This is a genomic window from Ferrovibrio sp. MS7, assembly GCF_038404985.1.
In the GTDB taxonomy this organism is placed as follows: Bacteria; Pseudomonadota; Alphaproteobacteria; order Ferrovibrionales; family Ferrovibrionaceae; genus Ferrovibrio; species Ferrovibrio plantarum.
Window position 1 is genome coordinate 1336876 of sequence record NZ_JBBKBA010000001.1, and the last position, 23493, is coordinate 1360368.

Sequence of the window (23493 nt, forward strand, 5' to 3'; positions counted from 1 at the left end):
AGATACCTTGCCACACGCCAATGTGGAAAACCCAACTGTGCCGTTCATCGCACCGAGCTGGACTAACCATTTAGATTGACTGGTTTTTTGGCGCCAGATGGAACGCTGGTCTCTGCCGGCCACTTCCCATGGCCTGACCGCTAGGCGCTGCTGAAGCAGCCCAAAGAGACGCCGCCGTAAGCGGCAGAACGGCCAAAGCTGCGCATGGCCACGATCAGCAGGCTGAAGCTGACGGCCAGCAGGCCGATCCACCAGCTATGCCAGGTGTTGAAGGATGCCAGGAAATAGCATAGGGCCGTGATGAAGGCTGCTGCCGCTGCTGCGCGCGCGCTGGGTGTCCAATGCGGTGCCGCGATGGCCCGCCAGATCAGCCATTGCCCGGCCAGCAATAACGCGCCGCCAAGCAAGCCCAATTCGAGCCAGAATTGCAGGATGCCGTTATGCGGATGGCTCGGCACCTGTTCACCGCCGCTGGCCAGTTCGGCATCGCCACCGGGCAGCAGCCGCGCCGCATCGATCCCCCAGCCAAGCCATGGCCGTTCGAGATAGCGCTCGGCGACAAAATCCCAGACATGCAGGCGATGTTTCGCCGAATAATGCAGGCTTGGATATGACTCTATGGCAGCCTCGGCGCTGAACAGCCGGCCTAGAATAAAAGGCGTGAGCAGCATCACCAGGGCAACAAGGCCGCCAAGCAGCAGGGCGGCGTTGCGGCGGCCCAGCCATATGAAAAGGCCGGCGGCACTACCCGCCGCGAAGGCCAGTTTCGCGGTCACTTGCGGAGAAACATAGGCGGCGATGCCGCCAATCAGGTAGAGCAGGGCTGGCAGCCAGAAACGCTTTGCCGTCAGCCACCAGGCCGCCAGCATTGCCGGCCACAGCAGCAGCGTGACCAGCACGCCGGCGCGGATGTTGATATTCGCTATCCAGTCGTTGCGGCGCTTCAAAGCACCGATCGTGACAGCATAGACACCGCCGTGCGTTGCCTGATCCACCAGCAGCAATAGAGAGAGAATCAGAAAGCCGCCGATCAGGCCGCAGGCAAGGCGGCGCTGCCATCGTTCATCGGCAGGCAAGTCGATCAATTGCGCCAGGCTCAGCAGGCATAGCGCAGCAACCAGCAGGGCGGTGAGGCCTTGCATGGTTTCGAGAGAGTTGCTGGCCTCGATAGACCAGAATGCGCTGAGCAGACCGGCGGCAATCCAGGCCAGCAGCAGGCGGCTGGAGGGCAAGGTGAGGGCCGGGAGCATTTGCCGCCGTACCAGCAGGAGCAGCAACGCCAGCAATCCAGCCGCACCGCCGAGTCCGGCAAAGCCCTTGCCGGCGAAAAAAGCCATCAGCCCGGCGGCTGGGGCAAGTATGGTGAAGAAGATCAGGGGCGCGGCGGGGCTCATGCGCCGTTTTCTATCATGGGGGGCAGATTGCCGCTATCGCCGGCCATCACGGGCCATCGCTGGCTGGCTTGGTCAGCTGCCACAGGCTTTCGGCGGTCTGGCTCTGCCGCGCCCGGGGGCGTAGCAGCAGGATACGCAGCGGAATTGCCTCGGCATCCTGGCCGGCAATCACCAGGCGGCCGGCAGCTAGATCCTCAGTCACCAGGCTGTGCGGCAGCCAGGCGAGGCCGCGGCCATCACGCGCCATCATGCGCAGCACGGCGGCGGAATGCGAGGTGAAGATGGTTCGCAGCCCGGCTTGCGGCCTGGTGGCCTGTGCCGCAGCGATGATGCGACCCAGGCCTGACTCGTCGCTGTAGGCCAGGAAGGGTGTGGCCGTATCCTGGCCGATGTGGAAACACGGCCGGCCCGTGGCATCGGGGGCAGAGAGCGGCAGCAGCCGATCCTCGCCGATCACCCGGCTGGCGAATTGCGCTGCATCCAGCCGCTGCGCCGCCGCATCATGGCCATGGCAGAGCATGAATTGCGCGTCGCCTTCCAGCATGGCCTGCTCGCAGGCCTGCATGCTTTCCGAGAGCAGATGGATAGGCCCCAGGGCGAGTTCGCTGCCCAGGCGCTGAATCCAGGCGGGAAAGAAAGTCAGCGACAATGAATGCGTCGCGGCGAAGCGCAAGGCGCTGGCGCCTTCTGCCGCTGTCTGGCGCAGTTCCTCGCGGGCCTGGGCCAGTCGGCGCAGCACCTCTTCCACCGCCGGGCGCAGCCGCTCGCCGGCCTCGGTCAGGGTGATTGGCTGGCTGGAGCGGTCGAATAGCGGGGCACCGGCCCAGTCTTCCAGCAGCCGCACGCGCCGGCTGAAGGCCGGCTGGGTCATGTGGCGGCGCTCGGCGGCGCGGGAGAAATTGCCGCTTTCCACGAGTGCGATGAAATCCTCGAGCCAGGCGAATTCCATGGCAGTTCCCAAGTACCTGGCCGGCATGATGCCATGCCGATCCAGCATTGGCGGAGTGAGCCATGCCCGCCCTATGCTGCGCAAGCCACAGAGCCAGGGGAATTAGTCCAGAGGAATCCATTATGCGTATCGTCGATGTCCGTGAGAAGACCGTTTCCATCGCCTCGCCTATTGCCAATGCCTATATCGATTTCTCCAAGATGACCTGCTCAGTGGTGGCGGTGATCACCGATCAGGTGCGCGATGGTAAACCGGTGGTCGGCTTCGGCTTCAATTCCAATGGCCGCTACGGCCAGGGTTCGCTGATGCGCGAGCGTTTCCTGCCGCGCCTGATGGAAGCCGATCCCGACAGCCTGATCGATGCCAAGCATGGCAATCTCGATCCGTTCAAGATCTGGTCCACGCTGATGATGAACGAAAAGCCGGGCGGCCATGGCGAACGCTCGGTGGCGGTGGGCACGCTCGACATGGCGGTGTGGGATGCCGTGGCGAAGATTGCCGGTGTACCGCTCTGGCGCCTGCTGGCCGACCGCTATCGCGGTGGTGTTGCCGATGACAAGGTCTGGGTCTATGCCGCTGGCGGTTATTATTATCCGGGCAAGGGCCTGGAGGCTTTGCAGGACGAAATGAAGAGCTACCGCGACCGCGGTTACCGCGTTGTCAAGATGAAGATTGGCGGCGCATCGCTGGCCGAGGATATCAAGCGTATCGAGGCGGTGCTGAAGATCGTCGGCGACGGGCAGAATCTCTGCGTCGACGTCAACGGCCGTTTCGATATCAAGACTGCCATCGAGTATGGCAAGGCTTTGCTGCCCTACAACCTGTTCTGGTACGAGGAAGTGGGTGATCCGCTGGATTATGCCCTGCAGGCCGAACTGGCGCAGCATTACGACAAGCCGATGGCCACCGGCGAGAACCTGTTCTCGATGCAGGATGCGCGCAACCTGATCCGCTTTGGCGGCATGCGCCCTGACCGCGACTGGCTGCAATTCGATTGCGCGCTGTCCTACGGCCTCGTGGAATACCTGCGCACGCTGGAGATGATGCAGCAGCATGGCTGGTCCAGTCGCCGCGTGGTGCCCCATGGCGGTCACCAGATGTCGCTCAATATCGCTGCCGGCCTACATCTCGGCGGCAACGAGAGCTACCCCGATGTATTCAAGCCATTTGGCGGCTTCGCCGATGGCATCGCGGTGAACGACAGCTATGTCGGCCTGCCGCAGATTCCGGGAGTTGGCTTCGAGGCCAAGAGCGAACTCTACGCCGTGATGCAGGGCCTGCTCGGCTGAAGGCTCTAGCCGCTTATTCCTTCCAGCGTTCGCCCTCGAAACCGGCGCGGCCAAAAGCGACGCCGCCATCCACGGTCAGCGTAGAGCCGACCACATAATCGCCGGCCCGCGAGGCCAGGAAGATGGCGGCACCCGCCATGTCCTCTTCGCTGCCGATACGGCCGGCCGGCACGCGCTTGGCCACGGCCTCACCATTGTCGCGGGCATCGGTATTCATGTCGGACACAAACGGTCCCGGAGCGATGGCGGTCACCACGATCTGGTCCTTGATCAGCTTTGCCGCCATACGGCGGGTAAGGTGGATCAGGCCGGCCTTGCTGGCAGCATAGGAATAAGTTTCCAGCGGGTTGACGAAAATGCCGTCGATCGAGGCAATGTTGATCACCTTGGCCGGTCGTTCGGCGCTGGCGGCGGCCTTCAGCGGGGCGTAGAGCGCCTGGGTCAGGAAGAACGGCGCCTTGAGGTTGAGGTTCATCACCTTGTCCCAGCCATTCTCCGGGAATTGCTCGAACTCGGCGGCCCAGGCGGCGCCGGCATTGTTCACCAGGATGTCGAGCTTGCTTTCGCGCTGCTTGAGTTCACTGGCAAGCGCCTGGGCGCCGGCCACGGTGGAAATATCGATTGGCAGGGCGATGCATTCGCCGCCATTAAGGCTCAGTTCGCGTGCCGTGGCATCGCAGGCGGCTGCCTTGCGGGCAGTGATATAAACTTTCGCTCCTTGAGCGATGAAGCCGCGCGCGATCATCTTGCCGATACCGCGCGAACCACCGGTGACCAAGGCCACGCGGCCCTTCAGTGAAAACAGCTCCTGCATCACAGCCTCCCTGTTTATGTCTGGCGCCCTGTTTATATCCGGCCATGATAGCGCGCCCCGCTGCCGGGGCCAGCATTGGCCGGTGGAATCTTCGGCTAAGGCCTGTATAGTGCCGAATCAAACATCCAGTTGATCGAGCGTGAGGGTAAGGTATGCCGGCAGCGGGAGCGAAGCGGAGCGAAGGCAGCGTCAAGCGCCGGCCGGTCGGCGGCGCAGCTAGGCCCGGAGTGGCGAAGACCCAGGCAGCGAAGACGCGGGCGGTGAAGCCCTTGGCGGCGAAGCGCGGCGAGCAGACCAGCCGCGACCTGCTGCTGGCCGCTGCACATCAGGAATTCGCCAGCCGCGGTTTCGAGGGCGCCCGCGTCGATACCATCGCCGCCGTTGCCGGGGTCAACAAGCAGCTCGTCTATCATCATTTCGGCAACAAGGATGATCTCTACGCCAAGGTGTTGGAGCGCGCCTATGACGGTATCCGCGAGCGCGAGCGGTCGCTTGATCTCGGGCAGCTCAAGCCGGCCGCGGCGATGCGGCGGCTGATCGAAATGTCATTCGACTACCTGGCGGAAAACCGCGATTTCGTTTTTCTGCTCACGGATGAAAACCTGCACCGGGGCAAGCATCTTAAGCAGATCGTGAACCTGCAGCGGCTCAACACGCCGCTGCTCGGCACGCTGGACGACATTCTGAAGCGCGGTGCGGAAGAGGGACTGTTCCGCAAGGGAATGGATCCGCTGCAGGTCTATATCTCCATTGCCGGGCTCGGTTTCTTCTACTTCAACAACATTTATACGTTGTCGGCGATCTTCGGGCGCAACCTTGATGGCGCAGCGGAAGTGGCGGTGCGCCGCCGCCATGTCGTCGAGATGATGATGAGCGCGCTGCGCCCCTGACATTCCGTCGCTAATTTCTCGTTCTGGCGTTTCATACTGTCATGCGCTTTTCATCTTGACAGCCTGCCGGCCCCGGGTGTCTCATCAACCAACTGGTTGATCATGTGCAGCGCACGTGGGGGAACATGCGGGATTTAGCCTGGGCTACGGCTGCCGAGCTTGTAGCCGCCTATCGTGCCAAGACGCTGTCGCCCGTGGAGGCGACGGCCATGGTGCTGCGCCGTGCCGAGGGCCTCAATCCCGAACTGAATGCCTTCTGCCTGCTGGATGCCAAGGCCGCCAATGACGCGGCCCGCGCCTCGGAAGCGCGCTGGCAGCGCGGCGAGCCGCTGGGGCCGCTGGATGGCGTGCCGGTATCGATCAAGGACATCATCCTGACCAAGGGCTGGCCGACCTTGCGCGGTTCCAAGGCGATCAACCCGGATCAGCCGTGGAACGAGGATGGCCCGCTTGTGGCGCGGCTGCGCGAGCAGGGTTCGGTGATCTTCGGCAAGACCACCACCAGCGAATTCGCCGCCAAGGCCACCACCAACACCGCGCTATGCGGCGTCACGCGCAATCCCTGGGATCTGGCGCGCACCCCGGGCGGTTCCAGCGGCGGTGCGGCGGCTTCCGTGGCGGCCGGCATTTCCGCCATGGCGGTGGGCACCGATGCCGGCGGTTCGATCCGCATGCCGGCGAATTTCTGCGGCATCTATGGCTTCAAGCCGGGCGGTGGCCGGGTGCCGATGTATCCGCCGACGCCCTATGCCACGCTCGCCGGCTTCGGCCCGATGACCCGCACGGTGATGGATGCGGCGCTGATGTTCAGCGTCATTTCCCGGCCCGATAGCCGCGATTGGGAGGCGCTGCCCTACGATCCGGTGCAGTACCAGGATAATCTAGCCGCCGATCCGAAAAGCTGGCGCATTGCTTGGAGCCCGACATTGTGCGGCGCCCGTGTCGATCCAGAGGTCGCGGCACTCACCGAGCGCGCGGCCAAGGTGTTCGAGACGCTGGGCGCCAAGGTCGAGCTGGTCGAGAAGGTGTTCGACGATCAGCGCGACCTGATGCATAAGCTGACCCGTGGCCTGACGGATTATGCCTTCCACAAATTCACCCCGGCACAGCTCAGCGTCATGGACCGTGATCTGGTGAAGCGTATCGAGGAAAGCCGTGGCACCAGCGCCATCGAGCATTTCGATGCCGAGATGCAGCGGGCGCAACTGGCCCGCCAGATGAACGATTTCCATCAGCGGTATGACCTGTTGCTGACGCCAGTCACCTGCGTGCCCGCCTTCGATGCCGCCGGCGATGCGCCGGAAGGCTATGGCGCCCGCGAATGGTATCCCTTCACGCCGCCCTTCAATCTGACACGTCAGCCGGCTGCCAGCCTGCCTTGCGGTTTCACCGCCAAGGGTCTGCCGGTCGGCCTGCATCTGGTTGGCCCGCGCCACCGCGATCTGCTGGTGTTGCAGGCATCCTGGGCCTTTGAACAGGCGGCGCCGTGGCTGGCCCGCCGGCCGGCCGTAGCCGAAAGGAGCTTCTGATCCGATGAAGCAGGAACGCAAATCCGACATGCAGGCGACCGAGGCTTTGCCTGGCCGCATCGCCGATACCGAGGCCTTGGAAGAAATTCTGTCGCGCCCGGATATCATTCTGCAGCGCGAGTTGCAGAGCCTGGATGGCGACATCATGGTGCTCGGTGTCGGCGGCAAGATGGGGCCGTCGCTGGCCCATATGGCCAAGCGTGCGGCGCCCGACAAGCGCGTGATCGGCGTGGCGCGGTTCAGCGAAGCCGGCCTGCGCCAGCAACTCGAAGGCTGGGGTATCGAGACGATCCAGTGCGATCTCACCGACCGCGCGGCCCTCGAAGCCCTGCCGAAGGTGAAGAATATCGTGTTCATGGCCGGCATGAAGTTCGGCGCGGGCGGCGACCAGCCGCGCACCTGGGCGATGAACACTTATCTGCCCGGCATGGTGGCCGAGACCTTTACCGATGCGCGGATCGTCGCTTTCTCCACCGGCTGCGTCTATCCCTTTGTCGGCATCGACGAGATTGGCGCCACCGAGCAGACGCCGCTCAATCCGCCGGGCGAGTATGCCAATTCCTGCGTCGGCCGCGAGCGCTTGTTCCAGTATTTCTCTGCCCAGCATGGCACGCCGGGCCGTTTGATCCGCCTCAACTACGCAATCGACCTGCGCTATGGCGTGCTGCATGACCTGGCGGTGAAAATCCGCGACGGCAAGCCGGTCGATCTGACTACGGGCCATGTCAACGTGATCTGGCAGGGCGATTCCAACCGCTATTCGCTGCGCGCCCTGGCCCATGCCACGGCGCCGACCACGCCGATCAATGTCAGTGGTCCGGAAACCCTGTCCGTGAAGTGGCTCGCCACCGAACTGGCGCAGCGTCTGGGCAAGCCGGTCACCTTCACCGGCGAACCGGCCAAGACCGCTTGGTTGAACAATGCCGCCGAGGCGATGCGGCTGTTCGGTTATCCGCTGGTGTCGATCAAGGTGATGCTGGATTGGGTGGCCGACTGGGTTGCCGGCAACGGCCAGAGCCTGAACAAGCCGACCAAGTTTGAGAACCGGGATGGCGAATACTGAGGCGATCGGCAGCATGAAGATGCAGCCCTGGCATCTGCCGGGGGCGCTGGCCTTGTCGGCGGAGGCCGGCTGGAACCAGGTCGCGCCCGATTGGCTGCTGATGATCGAGCATGGCCATGCCATTGGTGTCGAAGCCGGCGATGATGGTGCGTTGGTTGCCTCTGCCTTGGCCTTGCCCTTTGGTGCACGATTGGCCTGGATCAGCATGGTGCTGGTGACTGCGAGCCATCGCCGCCGTGGCCTGGCGAGCAAGCTGGTATCCGATTGCCTGGCTTGGCTGGAGCAGCGCGGCTGCGTGGCCGTGCTGGATGCTACCGCTGCCGGTGCCGAAGTCTACCGCCCGCTGGGTTTCGAGACCGTGCGGCGCATCACCCGCTGGCAGCATCCCGGGCAGGCGATCTCCGCTGCCACGCTGCAGCCGGCACTGGCGGAACAGGATCTTGCCTGGATCGTGCCGCTGGACGAGGCCGTATTCGGCGCCAAGCGCGATTTCGTGCTGGCCGATCTGCTGTGCCGCCCGAAGGCCGTGGCCTTGGGTCTGCCATCGCGCGATGGCTTTGCGTTGTCGCGCGAAGGCCGCGTTGCGACGCAGATCGGGCCGGTGGCAGCGCCACAGGCAGAGGCCGCCACGGCGCTGCTGGATGCCATGCTGGCCCGTATCCATGGCCCGGTCTTCATCGATGCCTATGACGATCAGGCGGCTTTCGCCGCGCATCTGGAAGAGCTCGGTTTTCGCCGCCAGCGCGGCTTCGAGCGCATGGTGCGTGGCAAGATCGAATCTTTCGGTGACATGGCGCGGTCCTTTGCCGCTGCCGGGCCGGAACTGGGTTAAGGAGTAGAGCGATGGCACTACATTGGAGCGATATCCCGGCGCCGGTGCTGAACCTGCTGCGCCAGGGCACGGTGATCCCGGCGCATCCGCTGGCCCTGGATGAACAGCGCCGGTTTGACCCCAAGCGGATGAGCGCGTTGACGCGTTATTACGTTGATGCCGGTTCCGGCGGTCTGGCGGTGGGCGTGCATACCACGCAATTTGCCATCCGCGAGGTTGGCCTCTACGAGCCGGTGCTGAAACTCGCCGCCGAGACCGCCGCCGCCTGGACCTCGCGGCCGCTGGTGCGCGTCGGCGGCCTTGCCGGCCGTACCGAACAGGCCTGCCGTGAAGCCGCCATCGCCCGTGGGCTTGATTACCATGCCGGTTTGCTCAGCCTTGCCGCCATGAAAGGCGCCAGCGAGGACGAACTGATCGAACATTGCGCGGCGGTGGCGAAGGAAATCCCGCTGGTCGGTTTCTATCTGCAGCCTTCGGTGGGCGGCATCCGGCTGTCGTTCGATTTCTGGCGCCGTTTCGCTGCTATCGAAAATGTCGTGGCGATCAAAATGTCGCCGTTCAACCGCTATGCGACGCTGGATGTGATCCGGGGTGTGGTGGCGGCCAAGGCCGAGGATCGGGTCACGCTCTATACCGGCAACGATGACCATATCGTCGCCGATCTGGTGACGCCCTATACGCTGATCCGCGATGGCAAGCCGGTAACGGTGCGGATCAAGGGCGGCCTGCTCGGCCATTGGTCGGTGTGGGTGCGCGCCGCGGTGCAGCTTCTGGCGCGCTGCCAGGCGGAAGCCGCCAAGCCGGCGGTGAGCGCCGAATTGCTGGCGCTGGATGCCCAGGTGACGGATTGCAATTCGGCGTTGTTCGATGTGGCCCACGCCTTCCATGGCTGCATCGCCGGCTGCCATGAAATCCTGCGCCGCCAGGGCTTGATGCGTGGCATCTGGTGCCTGGATCCGAACGAGGGTTTGAGCCCGGGCCAGGCCGAAGAATTGACCCGCGTGGCGCAATCCTATCCGCATCTCACCGATGACGCATTCGTCGCCGCCAACCTGCAGCGCTGGCTGGCAGGCGACAGCAACCAGGCACTGAAGGAACTCGCGGCATGATGAAGGCAGTGAAATGGGTTGTCGAACGCCTGCCGGCGCTGTCGCTGTTCGTCGTGCTGCTGATTGCCTGGCAATTGGCGGTGACGGTGGGTGGCGTACGTGAATACCTGCTGCCTTCGCCGCAATCGGTTTATGCCGCGCTTACCGGCAACCAGATTCCCTGGAGCCGCCACATCTGGGTCACGGCGCTGGAAATCTTCGGTGCTTTCACCATTGCGGCGGCGACCGGCGTGCTGCTCGGCACCATGATCGCCTGGTCGACCATGATCTCGCGCGCCCTGATGCCGTTCCTGGTTTTCGTCAACACGCTCCCGAAAGTGGCGGTGGCGCCGCTTTTCCTGATCTGGATGGGTTACGGTATCCTGCCCAACATGCTGATCGGCGCGTTGATCGGTTTCTTCCCGGTGGTGATCAACACCGCCGTTGGCCTGACCCAGATCGACCGAGACCTGCTCGACCTGGGCCGCGTGTTCAGTGCACCGAAATGGAAAGTGTTCGTCAAGATCCGCATTCCGAACGCCTATCCCTTCATCCTCAGCGCGCTGAAGATCACCGCTACCTCGGCGGTGGTCGGCGCTATCGTCGGTGAATTCGTCGCGTCGCAGCGCGGTCTTGGCTATGTGATCATTGCGACCCAGAGCAGCATGAATACCTCGGTGGCTTTCGCTGCATTGTTCTGGATTTCGCTCATGGGTTTCGCGGTCTTCGGGATTGTGGCGATGCTTACCCGCATCCTCACGCCCTGGGCCGATAATGGTGACAATCAGTAAAACACAGCAACCAACAAACACTGCAACAGGAGGGTAGCGATGAAACGGAGTAAGACCTTGTTTGGCGCCTTGGTGACGGCTTCGCTCGCGCTTGCGGGTGCGTCCGCTGCCCAGGCACAGGAAAAATTCCTCTTTGCCCTGAACTGGTTCCCGGTCGGAGACCACACCGCCTACTGGGTCGCGCTGGACAAAGGCTACTACGCCAAGGCCGGCCTCGATGTGACGCTGGAGAATTCCAAGGGTTCCGGCGACTCCATCGCCAAGGTGGATACCAATCGCGCCGATGCCGGCCTTGCCGATGCCGCCGTGGTGATCTCCGCCGTGTCGCGTGGTGCCAAGATCAAGACCGTCGGCATGATTTTCGACAAGACGCCGCTGAACGTGTTCAGCCGCCAGGATACCCCGATCCGCAAGCCCAAGGATCTGGAAGGCCGCACCATCGCGGCGCCGCCGGGCGACAGCCAGCGCCAAGTCTGGCCGGCTTTCGCCAAGCTGCATGGCGTCGATATCGACAAGGTGACCTGGGTCAATATCGAGCCAACCGCCAAGGTGGCGGCGGTAAGCGAGAAGCGCGTCGATGCCGTAGCCGATTATCTCACTGGCCAGCCGAACTATGACAAGGCAATGGGCGGCCCCGGCAAGGCGGTGCTGATGCCCTGGGCGGATTTTGGCTTCGATATGTATTCGATGTCGATCATGGCCAGCGAAAAGACCATGAAGGATCGCCCGAAAGCGCTGAAGGCGTTTCTCGAGGCTTCCTACATGGGCTGGCGTGACGTGATGGCCGATCCGGATGCGGCTATTGCCATCTTCAAGAAGCGCGTGCCGGAAATCGATGTGGCCTATATCAAGGCCAACACCATGCTCGGCCTCAGCCTGATGAACACCGACCGCTACCGTCAGAATGGTATCGGCTGGATGGACCCGAAGAAGATGTGTGGTTCGGTCGACCTGGTGAACACCTATATGGGCCTCAGCAAGACGGTGGCCTGCGATCAGGTCTACACCAACGAGTTCCTCACCAAGGTGTCCATGCCGGACAGCTTCAAGTGAAGCCGTATTCCGCCTGAACCGGTTCGATAGGAGGTCGTACGTTGAACGATGAAGTGATCCAACTCGACCGGGTTGGCATGATTTATCAGGCGGAAAGCGGCCCCGTCGAGGCGCTGAGCGATATCTCGCTCAGCGTCCGGCGTGGCGAATTCATTGCCTTGGTTGGCCCCAGCGGCTGTGGCAAATCCACCTTGCTGCGCATCATTGCCGGCCTGCGTCCGGCGACGCGCGGTTCGGTGAAGGTGAACGGTGCCGAGGTGACCAAGCCGATTGCGGCGGTCGGCATGGTATTCCAGGCAGCGGTGCTGCTGCGCTGGCGCACCATCCTTGACAACGTGCTGCTGCCGGCGGAACTGGCCGGTCTCGATCCGAGCAAGTATCGGGAACGCGCCTATGAATTGCTGCGCCTCACTGGGCTGCAGGATTTTGCGCAGAAACGACCGAACGAATTGTCCGGCGGCATGCAGCAGCGCGCCTCGCTTTGCCGCGCCTTGCTGCTCGATCCGCCCTTGCTGCTGATGGATGAGCCCTTCGGCGCGCTCGACGCCATGACGCGCGACGACATGAACCTGGAATTGCTGCGCGTCTGGGGCGAAAGCTCAGAGCAGCGCAAGACCATCATCTTTGTCACCCACTCGATCCAGGAGGCCGTGTTCATGGCCGACCGGGTTGTGGTGATGTCGGCTCGCCCAGGCCGCATCGCGGAAATCAAGCCGATCCGCCTGCCGCGCCCGCGCACGGTGCAGGTACGGGCGACGGCGGAAGCCGGCCAGCTTTCGCTGGATATTTTCGAGAAGCTCACCGGGCGCAAGGCTTGAGGCTGTGAAACAAGCTCGATGAAGCTTTCCTTGTGCAATGAGGTGATCGCCGAGGGCCGCGACTTTGCCGCGCAATGCCGGTTGGCTGCGGTGCTTGGCTATCAGGGCCTGGAAGTGGCGCCTTTCACCCTGGGCGACGAGCCGCACAAGCTGCAGGCCCAGCGGGTTGGCGAAATTCGCCGCATTGCCGAGGATGCCGGCTTGCGGATTTCCGGCCTGCATTGGCTGCTGGTGAAGCCGGCGGGCCTGTCGATCACCTCGGATGACCTAAGTGTGCGTCATCGCACCCGCGATGTGATGCACCATCTGGTCGATCTCTGCGCTGCGCTCGGTGGCGATGTGCTGGTGCATGGTTCGCCGGCGCAGCGCCGGTTGCCTGAGGGCAATACCGATGCCGCACGCGGCCATGCCGGGGAGATTTTCGCTGCCATCGCCGAACATGCCGAGCGTGCCGGCGTGATCTATTGCATCGAGCCGCTGGCGGCACCGGGCGCCAACTACATCAATACGCTGGATGAAGCCGCGGCTATCCTGCGCCAGGTCAAGAACCCGGCCTTGCGCACCATGATCGATTGCAGTGCCTCGGTGCAGATGGAAGCCGAGCCGCTGGACAAGCTGGCCGAGCATTGGCTGCCGACCGGCATGGTGGCGCATATCCAGGTGAATGACCGCAACAAGCGCGGTCCTGGCCAGGGCAGCGATCCCTTCGCACCGTTATTTGCCGCGCTGAAGCGGCTGGACTATCGCGGCTGGATCGCCGCTGAACCTTTCGACTATGTGCCGGATGGTGCCACCTGTGCCGCCCGCACCATCGGCTACCTGCAGGGATTGATCGAGGCAACGCCATGACCAGCCAATCGCCTTTGCTCACCGTTCTGGCCGTCGAGCCGTTCGAGCGCGCCTACAACAACCGCATGACCTTCCGCTTCGGCAACATTACCTCCACCGGGGGGCGGCAATCGGTAGTGCGCCTGCTTGTGCGGCTGGCCGATGGCCGTGAAGGCTGGGGCTATTCATCGGAATCCATCGGCGGCAAATGGTTCGATAAGCGGCCGGAACTGAGCGACCAGCAGGCCGCCGATCAGTTGCGCCGTTCGCTCGCCATGGCCGGCGATCTCTACATGGCTTCGAAGCCGCGCACGCCGTTCGGCTTCTTTGCCGATCACTATGCCGAGCATGTCGCGGCCTGTGGCGCCAAGGGGCTGCTGCCGCTGGTGGCGAGCTATGGTCCGGCCTTGCTCGACCGTGCCATTCTCGATGCCGTCTGCCGGCTGCAAGGCATCAGTTTCTATGCCGCGATGCAGTCCAACCTGCCCGGCATGCATCCGCATGCCATCATCCCGGACATGGCCGGCTTCGATTTCGCCAAATTCCTGAGCGGCCTGAAGCCCGCGGCCAGTATGGCTGCCCGTCATACCGTTGGCATGGTTGATCCCCTGGTGGCGGCGGACCAGAAGCCGGAAGATCGCGTCAATGACGGTTTGCCGGAAACCCTGGAAGAAGTGGCCGCAACTTATGGCCAGCGATATTTCAAGCTCAAGGTTGGCGGTGATCTGAAGGCCGATATCGAGCGCCTGAGCAAGATCGCCAGCGTGCTCGACCGCATGGCTGAGCCGTATTTCGCCACCATCGACGGCAACGAGCAGTATGCCACCGCCGAAGCGGCGCTGGAATTGTGGCATGCCATCGAGGCAACACCGGCATTGCAGCGCCTGGCGCAATCGACGCTGTTTGTTGAACAGCCGATTGCCCGCCAGATGGCACTTTCCACCTCGGTGGAGCCTTTCACCAAGGCCAAGCCGCTGATCATCGACGAGTCGGATGGCGAGATCGATTCCTTCCCGCGTGCCCGCGCGCTGGGCTATGACGGTGTGTCGTCGAAGGCTTGCAAGGGGTTCTACAAGTCGATCATCAACCGTGCCCGCTGCGAAAAGTGGAATGCTGAAGGCACTGGCCGGCGCTATTTCATGTCGGCGGAAGACCTCACTGTCCATGCCGGCGTGTCGCTGCAGCAGGATCTGGCCCTGGTCAACTATATCGGCCTCACCCATGTCGAGCGCAATGGCCATCACTTCGTCGATGGCTTCTGCGAGCGTCCGGCCAGCGAAGCCGATGCCTTCCTGAAGGCGCACTCGGATCTTTATCACCGCCATCACGGCAAGGTGCGGCTGCGCATCGAGCACGGCATGTTGCAGCTCGGTTCGCTGGATTGCGTCGGCTTCGGCCATGTGCCGGTGCCGGACTTCACGCAATTGACGGCCATGCCTGTCCCTGCTTAGCTGCGGGGATGAGGGAACTGCCATCTGAGATCGGTGGCCCATCCGCGTGGTATGGGCCGGATATGCTGCGCCAGCCCGACTGGCTCGGGCACTTCACATCGGCCGAGATCGCCGAGATCGATGCCGCCTTGGCTGGCCTGCAGGCCGATCCGGCGCATCTGACCGCCGCGGATTTCCCGTTACCGACATTGGGGCCGCGCCTGGCGGAAATCCGCGACGAGGTTCTGCATGGCCGTGGTTTCGCGCTGCTGCGCGGCTTGCCAGTGCAACGCTGGGATCAGCGCAGCGCCGCCATCGCCTTCCTCGGACTTGGCAGTCATATCGGCTCGGCGCGGTCGCAGAATGCCAAGGGGCATCTGCTCGGCCATGTGAAGGATATGGGCCTGTCCAGCGACGACCCCAATGTGCGCATCTACCAGACCCATGAGCGCCAGACCTTCCATACCGATTCCTGCGACATTGTCGGGCTGCTCTGCCTGCAGGAAGCGCGCCAGGGCGGCGATTCCGCGCTGGTCAGTTCGGTCACCATCTTCAACGAGATGCGCCGTCGCCGGCCTGATCTTGCCGCCCTGCTATTCGAGCCGGTCGAGACCGACCGGCGCGGCGAGGTGCCGGTAGGCGAGAAGCCGTATTTCACCATTCCGGTCTATAGCTGGCATGAGGGCCATCTCAATGCCATCTACCAGCGGCAATATATCGAATCGGCCCGCCGTTTCGCCGATGTGCCGCCGCTCACCGCCGCCCAGGTGGAGGCGCTGGACCTGTTCGATGCGCTCGCCAATGACCCGGCGCTGAATTTCCATATGCGGCTGCGGCCCGGCGATGTGCAACTGGTGCATAACCACACCCTGCTTCATGACCGCACAGCCTTCGAGGATTGGGCTGAGCCTGAGAAGCGCCGGCATCTGCTGCGGCTGTGGCTGGCCCCGGCCAATGCCCGCCCGCTGCCGGCTTTCTTCGCCCAACGCTATGGCAGCGTCGAGCCTGGGGCGCGCGGCGGCATCATCGTGCCGGGCACGCAGCTCACCGTGCCCTATGAGGCGGTCTAGGGATTAATCGCCACTAGGTATTGATAGGCAGCGCCGTGGTGTATTTCACCTGCTTCAGCGCGAAGCTGGATTTGATGCTGGCGACGCCGGGGATGCGGGTGAGGTGGTCGAGCAGGAAACGCTCATAGGCCCCGAGGTCGCTCACCACCACGCGCAGCAGATAATCGAAATCGCCGGTCATCAGGTAGCATTCCATCACCTCCGGCCGCTTGCGCACGGCTTTCTGGAAAGCTTCCAGCGCCGGCTCGATCTGCTTGTCCAGGGTCACATTGGTGAAGATGCTGATCGACAGGCCGAGTGCCTCCGGGTTCAGCAGCGTGACATAGCGCGCGATCACGCCGGCTTCCTCCATGGCCCGTACCCGCCGCCAGCAGGGTGAGGCGGAAATGCCGACCTCTGCCGCCAGCTCGCTGCTGGAGAGGCGGGCATTGTCCTGCAGCTGCTTCAAGATGCGCCGGTCGATCTGATCCAGGGAAAATTGGGGTAAATTCATGCTAAATTCCATAATATTTTAGAAGGATCATGCATAAAGATAAGCTCCGGTGCAGCTCTTTGCAAAGCAATGCTGCATTCGCGGCACTAAATTGGTTGGATCATTCTTCCGCCCGAGGTCCGTGCCATGCCGATATCGCCCCAGGATCCTGCCCTGATTGCCATGCTGGCGCAGCTTGAGCGCAAGGTGCTGTGGCTGGCCACCTGGATGGTACACAACGCCAATCATCTGCGCGAAAAGGCAGACGGCCTCAAGGTCGGCGGCCATCAGGCTTCCAGCGCCTCGCTCGCCACCATCATGACGGCGCTGTATTTCCATGTGCTGCGGCCACAGGACCGGGTGGCGGTGAAGCCCCATGCCAGCCCGATCTTCCATGCCATCCAGTATCTGTTCGGCCGCCAGAACCTGGAGCGGTTGCAGAATTTCCGAGGCTACAAGGGAGCGCAATCCTACCCCTCGCGCACCAAGGATATTCCCGAGGTCGATTTTTCCACCGGATCAGTGGGCATGGGTGTGGCGCAGACGCTGTTTTCCAGCCTGGCGCAGGATTACGTGAAGGCGCATGGCTGGGCGCAGGATTGGCCGGAAGGCCGCATGATCGCCCTGCTCGGCGACGCCGAAATGGATGAAGGCAATATCCACGAGGCTTTGCTTGAGGGCTGGAAACATGGCCTGCGCAACACCTGGTGGATCATCGACTATAACCGCCAGAGCCTGGATGCGGTGATCCGCGAAGGCCTCTATGCCCGTTTCGAGGCGTTATTCGGCGCCTTCGGTTGGGATGTGGTAGTGCTGAAATACGGTTCGCTGCTGGAAGCGGCTTTCAAGGAGCCGGGCGGCGAAAGCCTGCGCGCCTGGATCGACCAATGCCCGAACCAGCTTTATTCCGCGCTCACCTTCCAGGGCGGTGCCGCCTGGCGCAAGCGGCTGCTGGATGATATCGGCGACCAGGGAGCGGTGACCGTGTTGATCGAGCGTCGCAGCGACGCCGAACTGGCGCGGCTGATGACCAATCTTGCCGGCCACGATCTGCCCAGTCTGCTGGATGCCTTCGGGCGTATCGACCATGACCGGCCAGTGGTGTTCATCGCCTACACGATCAAAGGCTTCGGGCTGCCTTTGGCGGGGCATAAGGATAACCATGCCGGCCTGTTGACGCCGCCTCAGGTGGAGGGCTTCCGCGAGGCGATGCAGGTGCCTCCCGGTGAGGAATGGAGCAAATATGCCGGCATGGATGCGGCGCCTGCCGATATTGAAGCATTTCTACAGGCGGTGCCCTTCCGCCAGGGCATAGAGCAGCGCCGCCGTCAGGCCGCGCGGATACCGGTGCCGGCGGTGTTGCCCCTGCCGCGCCAGCCTGAGATGTCGACGCAGCAGGCCTTCGGCCTGATCCTCAATGAACTGGGGCGCAGCGATGCGGCCTTGGCCGAGCGTATCGTCACCACGTCGCCCGATGTCACGGTCTCGACCAATCTCGGCGCCTGGGTCAATCGCCGCGGCTTATTCGCCAAGCAAGCCATGGCCGATCTGTTCAAGAAGGAGCGCATCCCTTCCACCTTCACTTGGGATTTCTCGCCGCGCGGCCAGCATATGGAACTGGGCATCGCCGAGATGAATCTGTTCACCATGCTCTCAGCTTTGGGTTTGTCGCATTCCACTTTCGGCGAGCGCCTGCTGCCGATCGGCACACTCTATGATCCGTTCATCTGCCGCGGCCTGGATGCGCTGAATTATGCCTGCTACCAGGATGCGCGCTTCATCGTCGTGGCCACGCCGTCGGGTCTGGCGCTGGCGCCGGAAGGCGGCGCGCATCAGTCCATCGCCACGCCGCTGATTGGCATGGCGCAGGATGGCCTTGCCACTTTCGAGCCGGCTTATGCCGATGAACTGGCGGTGATCCTGCGCTTTGCCTTCGACTATCTGCAACGCGATGGTGATGGCGAACCGGATGAGCAGAGCTGGTTGCGCGATGAGACCGGCGGCTCGGTCTATCTGCGGCTCAGCACCCGTAGCATCGAGCAGCCATCGCGCGCCATGGATGAAGAGCTGGCACGCAGCATCATCGATGGCGCCTATTGGCTGCGCCCGCCAGGCCCGAATACCGAGATCGTGGTGGCCTATAGCGGCGTGATGGCGCCGGAGGCCATCGAGGCCGTCGGCATGATGGCGGAAGACCGCCGCGATGTTGCCTTGCTCGCCGTCACCTCGGCGGACCGGCTCAATGCCGGCTGGAGCGCGGCACAGCGGGCACGCGAACGCGGCCTGCTGCATGCCCGCTCGCATATCGAGCGCCTGTTCGCCACATTGCCGCATCATTGCGGTATCGTTTCGGTGCAGGACGGTCATCCGGCCGGCCTCGGCTGGCTTGGCGCCGTCGCCGGGCATCGCCAGCGCGCCCTCGGAGTCGAGCATTTCGGCCAGACCGGTACCATCCAGGACCTGTTCCGGCATTATGGCCTCGATGCCCAGGCGATCATTGCCGCCGCTGCGGCGCTCAATCCCGGGCGGCCCATGCGCTATCTGAAGGCGGTGGTTTGAAGGCACCGCCGGAAGCGTCTAGACTCCGGGCCGATGACCCAACGCGTCGGCCTGATCGGCTTTGGCGGTATCGGCCAAAGCATCCTGCAAGCCTGGGCGGCAGAGCCGCCGCTGGGCTATAGCCTCGCGGCCTTGCTGGTGCGGCCACAGCAGCGCGAAGCGGCGCGCTGGGCTGCCGGGCCGCATGTCCTGATCGCCGACACGGTGGAGGCCTTCCTCGGTGGCCAGCTCGATATCGTCATCGAGGCGGCGGGGCAGGGGGCGGTGCGGGACTATGCCGAAGCGGTTCTGCGTGCCGGCGCCGAATTGCATGTCATTTCCACCGGTGCTCTGGCTGATGCCGGCTGCCGCGAGCGGATTTTCGACTTGGCGCAGCAGGGCAATGGCCGCCTGGTAATCCCGGTGGGAGCGACTGCCGGCCTGGACGGCTTGCTGGCGATGCGGCAGGACGGCTTGCTGCGCGTCACCTATACCTCGATCAAGCCGCCGCAGGCCTGGAAGGGTACGCCGGCGGAAGCCGATTTCGATCTCGACAATCTGCTGGAGCGCCGCGTGATCTTTTCCGGCCCGGCGGATCAGGCGGCTTTGCTCTATCCGAAGAACGCCAATCTCGCCGCCACGGTGGCGTTGGCCGGCCTTGGCTTCGCCGAGACCCGGGTGGAACTGGTGGCCGATCCGGCAGCCAGCGGCAATACCGGACGCATCGATGCCGAAAGCCGGCACTCACAGCTCACAGTGATCGTTTCCGGCCGTGCTTCGCAGGCCAACCCGAAAACTTCGGCCATCACCGGCATGAGCGTGCTGTCGGCACTGAAGAACCGTGCCGGCTGGCTCAGTTTCGGCTAGAAATCTCCAGGATCAGCTTGCGCCGCACGGCATCGCCAAAGGAAGCATAGTCGCGCGCCGGAATCATGAAGCTGCCGGGACCGCCGATCACATTCTTTTCGTAATACTCGTCGATATCGGCTTCCATATGCAGGATCGGCAGGCCGTTGATGGTTACGCCCTTGGCCACTGCCGCGTCGCGCGCCATGGCTGGCGGCCGGCCGCGGTTGCTGCGGCCATCGCCGGAAATATCGATCACGCGGCGCAAGACCTTTGCCGGCATGCGCTCGAACAGCGCGGCGCCGAAATCGATGGCTTCTGCCGGCGCGGTGCCGCCGCCGAAAATGGTGCGCGGGGCATCGCCGAGCAACTGGGCGAAAGCCAGGATATCGGCGCGGCTGCGCAGCATGGTCCAGGGAATGGTGTGGTTATGGTAGGCGGGGCCGGACCATTGGAAATAGGTGCAGGCAATGCCGCCATGCAGCCCGCCCAGGATGGCATCGATCACCCGGCGGTGGCGGAAGGCATCGGCATAGCCGCGCTGCTGCAATTCGTAATGCTCGGCCTGCACGCTGCCGGAACAATCCACCGCCAGCACCAGTCCCAGATCCACCTGTGTTTCCTGGGCCAAGACCTGCGCCTGAGCCGGCCATGCAGCGAAAGCGGCGAGGGTGGTGAACAGGTGGCGGCGGTTCAATGTCATGCCGGGCCCGGTTGCTGGCTTAAGGTAGCGCCATCCTGCCGCGACAAGCGGGGCCCGCGCCAGCAATTTCCGAGGCAGGACAGGTCTCGGACCGGGCGCTGGCTTTATTGTATCCATTCTAATAATATATTGGGTGCATCGATCTGGGTTAAGCATGCCATCCGACGACCTCCGTGGGGTTTCAGAAGCCCCGATCCGACAGCGTATCCTGCAGGCTATTTTCGAGCGTCGGCTCCAGCCGGGCGAGAAACTGACCGAGGAACGGCTGGCCGAATTGTTCGGCGTCAGCCGCACTGTGGTGCGTCAGGCTTTGGCGCGTCTGGCGCAAGATGGCATCGTGGTGCAGCGGCCAAACAAGGGTGCCTCGGTAGCGGCACCAAGCCGGCTGGAAGCGCGCCAGGTGCTGGCGGTGCGTCAGATGGTGGAACCGGAGATTGCCGCCGAGGCCGCGCGTCTGGCCGATACCGCCGGTCTGCGCCGGCTGCGCAAGCATCTTGAAGCCGAGAATGCTGCCAGGCGCTCCAACGACCGCGCTACCCTGGTGCGCCTGACCGGCGAATTCCACATGGTTTTGGCGGACGTGGCCGGCAATCCGATCCTGGTGCGGCTGCTCACCGAATTGCAGGCGCTTACCTGCCTGGCCATCCTGCTCTATGCACGTGGCGATGATTCCGCCTGCCATCCCGATGAGCATGAGCAGATTGTCGCCGCCATCATCGCCAAGGATGGGGCGACCGCTGCCGCGATCATGCGCCGGCATCTCGAGCATGTCGAACATGACATGGACTTGAACGAGCCGGCGCAGCGCGGCAATGACCTTGCCAGCGCGCTTGGCATGCCAGCCAAGAAGCGGTCTAGAGGCTAAATAGTTTTCCGAAGCGGCGCCATGGCGTCTTGTCGGCGCCAAGCCGCTCCAGTGCGCCCCACAGCGTCACGGCAATCGAATCGAGCACCGGAATGCCAAGCCGCCGCTCCAGTGCCGCTGCCGTGAATGCCGCATCCATATTGGTGCAGACCACGGCGATGGCATCAGGTTGCCGCGCTGCTACCTGCTCGATCATTGCCGCGATGCGCTCGGGTGGCAGCGTGGCGAATGAGAAGTTGTCGCTTAAGCCCGCATGCGCCTCGGCCAGGCAGGCCCAGCCGGCGGCGGTATAATTGGCGATGATCTTTTGCTGCACGTCATCGGTATAAGGCGTCACCAGGCCGAAGCTCTTGGCGCTGAGGCGGCGATAGAGTTCGTTCAGCGCCAGGATGGCGGTGGTGGCTGGAATGCCGGTGCGCGCGGTGATCGCCTCGCAGAGCGCCTGGTCGCGCTCGAAGCCGAGCCAGCTTGCCGAGGTGCCGTTCCAGGCAATCACATCCACCTTGGCATGGGCCAGCAATTCCGCCGCGGCCAGGATGGGCGCGGCATCGAACTGCCCCAGTGCCTTGTCGCCCAGACCTATTTCCGTCACTGGGAAACGGGCGAAATGGGCGGTCACGTTCGGCGTTTCCGCCAGCAGCCTGTAGGTCGCCGGCTCCAGCGCGGTGTTGGAGGAAGGCGTGAGCATGCCGAGGCGCAGGCGCCGCATCAGAAATCTCCCATATAGAAGGCCGGGCAGCGGAAGCCGAAAGCAGGTCGCTGTTCCAGGCCGGCGGCGAAATCCAGCAGCGCATGATCCGCGCCTGGGGCGGCAACGATCTGCAGGCCGAAGGGCACGGCGCGGCCTTCCGGCCAATAGGGCAGCGACAGGGCCGGGCAGCCGCTCAGCGAGATGATGAAGGTGATGGCAAGATAGTCGATCACGCTGGGCAGGGGCATTCCATCAATTTCCAGCACTTCGCCGGCATCATGGTGGAAGGGTTCGATACTGGCCGCCGGCAGCAGCAGGAAATCATAGCGATCGAAGAAATCCAGGAAGCGGCGATGCAATGCGCCGCGCTGGCGCTCGGCGACAAGATATTCGGCGGCAGTAAGGTGGTCACCACGTGCGATGTTCCAGCGCACGGTTTCGGTAAGCTGATCGCCAAAGCGGTCGCGCAACGATGAGAGCGATTGATGGATATGGGCGGCACGCAGAATCTTGAAGGCATTAACGGCGCCACTGCAATCGGGATGGGCTGTTGCCACGCCGCCAAGGGTTGATGCTGCCGCGCGCAATGCCGCGCGTTCAGTCTCTGCCACTGGCGCCACACCGAGATCCTCGCTCGCGGCAATGCGAGGCGCGGTGATGTTGCCAGGCTGTGGCCAGGCGCGCAGCGAAAGCGGGTCGCGCATATCGGGCGCGGACAGCACATCCAGCAGCAGCCTTGCATCGCGCGTGCTGCGGGTCAGGAAGCCGGCAGTCGGCAGGGCATCCCAGGCCAGCGGACGTTCTGGTGCCGCCAGCCGGCCTGGCGTCGGGCGAAAGCCGACCACGCCGCAGAAGCCGGCAGGCGTGCGCACCGAGCCGCCGAAATCGGTGCCGATGGCAGCCGGCAGCAGGCCGGCGGCCACCGCTGCCGCCGAGCCGCCGCTGGAGCCGCCAGAAGAGCGCGTCAGGTCATGCGGGTTGCCTGTCGGACCGGCCAGACGATTGGTGCAATGGGCGCCGAAGCCGAATTCCGGCGTGTTGGTCTTGGCCAGAATCACCGCGCCAGCAGCACGCACCCGCGCGATCAGCGGATCGTCGCGCTCCGGCACCATATCCTTGAACAGGCTTGAGCCTTGCGTGGTGCGAAGGCCCTTGGTGGCCAGCAGGTCCTTCACGCCAAGCGGCAGGCCATGCAGCGGGCCGCCGGCTTTGGTGGCCTCCAAGGGCGCTGTATCATCGACCGCAAGGCAGCTTTTCAACGCAGTATCGCCGCGCGCGATGCGGTCCAGGCAATCGGTGGCGAGACTGGCGGCATCGCGCTTACCGTTTTTCAGGGCCGCAACGAGAGCGGTGGCATCAGTCATGCCGCTGCCTCGATTCCGCGCCGCTGACCACGTTTGCTGCTCAAAAATTCGCCACCGACATGGGCGGTGTTTTGCCGCCCATGCCACACCTTTGGCCTAACCCCTTGTAACAGCATGACTCGTCCTTTCGGCGTGCGAGTTGGTATGCCTCTTGCTAACTGGATTGTGAACAGAAT

22 protein-coding genes are annotated in these 23493 nt (G+C 63.5%); 15 read left to right on the forward strand and 7 right to left on the reverse strand.

What is annotated here, in order from left to right; all coding sequences use genetic code 11:
- Nucleotides 1–140: 140 nt before the first annotated feature.
- A complete protein-coding gene (locus tag V6B08_RS06350) occupies nt 141–1394 on the reverse strand; it encodes an O-antigen ligase family protein (protein WP_341978912.1) in 1254 nt (417 codons plus the stop codon).
- 46 nt (nt 1395–1440) lie between these two features.
- Complete coding sequence (locus V6B08_RS06355; protein ID WP_341978913.1) at nt 1441–2343, reverse strand: LysR family transcriptional regulator; 903 nt, start codon at nt 2341–2343, stop codon at nt 1441–1443.
- 122 nt (nt 2344–2465) lie between these two features.
- On the opposite strand from V6B08_RS06355, the gene V6B08_RS06360 reads away from it, so the two are divergent.
- The gene (locus V6B08_RS06360) at nt 2466–3632 is read left to right on the forward strand and encodes a mandelate racemase/muconate lactonizing enzyme family protein (RefSeq protein WP_341978915.1); all 1167 of its coding nucleotides are present in this window, start codon (nt 2466–2468) and stop codon (nt 3630–3632) included.
- 13 nt (nt 3633–3645) lie between these two features.
- Here the strand turns inward: V6B08_RS06360 and V6B08_RS06365 are convergent, their stop codons facing one another.
- Entirely contained in the window at nt 3646–4446 is an 801-nt protein-coding gene (locus V6B08_RS06365; RefSeq protein WP_341978916.1) for an SDR family oxidoreductase, read from the reverse strand.
- Nucleotides 4447–4598: 152 nt separating this feature from the next.
- On the opposite strand from V6B08_RS06365, the gene V6B08_RS06370 reads away from it, so the two are divergent.
- The 11 genes from V6B08_RS06370 (at nt 4599) to V6B08_RS06420 (ending at nt 15838) form a co-directional block, all read left to right on the forward strand.
- Complete coding sequence (locus V6B08_RS06370; protein ID WP_341978917.1) at nt 4599–5336, forward strand: TetR family transcriptional regulator; 738 nt, start codon at nt 4599–4601, stop codon at nt 5334–5336.
- A 125-nt stretch (nt 5337–5461) separates the two neighbouring features.
- Entirely contained in the window at nt 5462–6865 is a 1404-nt protein-coding gene (locus tag V6B08_RS06375) for an amidase (protein WP_341978919.1), read from the forward strand.
- Between the two features lie 4 nt (nt 6866–6869).
- The gene (locus tag V6B08_RS06380; protein WP_341978920.1) at nt 6870–7928 is read left to right on the forward strand and encodes an NAD-dependent epimerase/dehydratase family protein; all 1059 of its coding nucleotides are present in this window, start codon (nt 6870–6872) and stop codon (nt 7926–7928) included.
- Nucleotides 7915–8760 carry a GNAT family N-acetyltransferase gene (locus V6B08_RS06385; protein WP_341978921.1) on the forward strand — a complete coding sequence of 282 codons (846 nt, stop codon included), beginning with the start codon at nt 7915–7917 and terminating at the stop codon, nt 8758–8760. Before V6B08_RS06380 ends, V6B08_RS06385 begins: the two co-directional genes overlap by 14 nt.
- An 11-nt stretch (nt 8761–8771) precedes the next feature.
- A complete protein-coding gene (locus V6B08_RS06390; RefSeq protein WP_341978922.1) occupies nt 8772–9869 on the forward strand; it encodes a dihydrodipicolinate synthase family protein in 1098 nt (365 codons plus the stop codon).
- A complete protein-coding gene (locus V6B08_RS06395) occupies nt 9866–10639 on the forward strand; it encodes an ABC transporter permease (protein ID WP_341978923.1) in 774 nt (257 codons plus the stop codon). Before V6B08_RS06390 ends, V6B08_RS06395 begins: the two co-directional genes overlap by 4 nt.
- Nucleotides 10640–10678: 39 nt before the next feature.
- Nucleotides 10679–11692, forward strand: a complete 1014-nt coding sequence (locus V6B08_RS06400) for an ABC transporter substrate-binding protein (RefSeq protein ID WP_341978924.1) — start codon at nt 10679–10681, stop codon at nt 11690–11692.
- A gap of 41 nt (nt 11693–11733) precedes the next feature.
- A complete protein-coding gene (locus V6B08_RS06405) occupies nt 11734–12510 on the forward strand; it encodes an ABC transporter ATP-binding protein (RefSeq protein WP_341978925.1) in 777 nt (258 codons plus the stop codon).
- Between the two features lie 18 nt (nt 12511–12528).
- The gene (locus V6B08_RS06410) at nt 12529–13359 is read left to right on the forward strand and encodes a sugar phosphate isomerase/epimerase family protein (protein WP_341978926.1); all 831 of its coding nucleotides are present in this window, start codon (nt 12529–12531) and stop codon (nt 13357–13359) included.
- The gene (locus V6B08_RS06415) at nt 13356–14789 is read left to right on the forward strand and encodes an enolase-like domain-containing protein (protein WP_341978927.1); all 1434 of its coding nucleotides are present in this window, start codon (nt 13356–13358) and stop codon (nt 14787–14789) included. Before V6B08_RS06410 ends, V6B08_RS06415 begins: the two co-directional genes overlap by 4 nt.
- Before the next feature lie 62 nt (nt 14790–14851).
- On the forward strand, nt 14852–15838 hold the full coding sequence (locus tag V6B08_RS06420) for a TauD/TfdA family dioxygenase (RefSeq protein WP_341978928.1): 987 nt from the start codon (nt 14852–14854) through the stop codon (nt 15836–15838).
- 13 nt (nt 15839–15851) lie between these two features.
- Here the strand turns inward: V6B08_RS06420 and V6B08_RS06425 are convergent, their stop codons facing one another.
- Nucleotides 15852–16331, reverse strand: a complete 480-nt coding sequence (locus tag V6B08_RS06425; RefSeq protein WP_341978929.1) for an Lrp/AsnC family transcriptional regulator — start codon at nt 16329–16331, stop codon at nt 15852–15854.
- A 126-nt stretch (nt 16332–16457) separates the two neighbouring features.
- On the opposite strand from V6B08_RS06425, the gene V6B08_RS06430 reads away from it, so the two are divergent.
- Together V6B08_RS06430 and V6B08_RS06435 are read left to right on the forward strand one after the other, a co-directional pair.
- Nucleotides 16458–18869 (forward strand): thiamine pyrophosphate-binding protein, encoded by a 2412-nt coding sequence (locus tag V6B08_RS06430; RefSeq protein WP_341978930.1) that lies wholly within the window; start codon nt 16458–16460, stop codon nt 18867–18869.
- 33 nt (nt 18870–18902) lie between these two features.
- A complete protein-coding gene (locus V6B08_RS06435) occupies nt 18903–19715 on the forward strand; it encodes an aspartate dehydrogenase (protein WP_341978931.1) in 813 nt (270 codons plus the stop codon).
- Here the strand turns inward: V6B08_RS06435 and V6B08_RS06440 are convergent.
- Nucleotides 19702–20397, reverse strand: coding sequence for a DUF1194 domain-containing protein (locus V6B08_RS06440; RefSeq protein WP_341978932.1), 696 nt, complete (start codon nt 20395–20397; stop codon nt 19702–19704). The genes V6B08_RS06435 and V6B08_RS06440 overlap by 14 nt on opposite strands.
- 154 nt (nt 20398–20551) lie before the next feature.
- Between V6B08_RS06440 and V6B08_RS06445 the strand changes: the two genes are divergently transcribed.
- Nucleotides 20552–21262, forward strand: coding sequence for a GntR family transcriptional regulator (locus tag V6B08_RS06445; protein ID WP_341978933.1), 711 nt, complete (start codon nt 20552–20554; stop codon nt 21260–21262).
- Here the strand turns inward: V6B08_RS06445 and V6B08_RS06450 are convergent.
- Nucleotides 21252–21971: a maleate cis-trans isomerase family protein gene (locus V6B08_RS06450; RefSeq protein WP_341978934.1), complete on the reverse strand. Its 720-nt coding sequence runs from the start codon at nt 21969–21971 to the stop codon at nt 21252–21254. The genes V6B08_RS06445 and V6B08_RS06450 overlap by 11 nt on opposite strands.
- Nucleotides 21971–23317 (reverse strand): amidase, encoded by a 1347-nt coding sequence (locus tag V6B08_RS06455; protein WP_341978935.1) that lies wholly within the window; start codon nt 23315–23317, stop codon nt 21971–21973. Before V6B08_RS06455 ends, V6B08_RS06450 begins: the two co-directional genes overlap by 1 nt.
- Between the last annotated feature and the right edge of the window lie 176 nt (nt 23318–23493).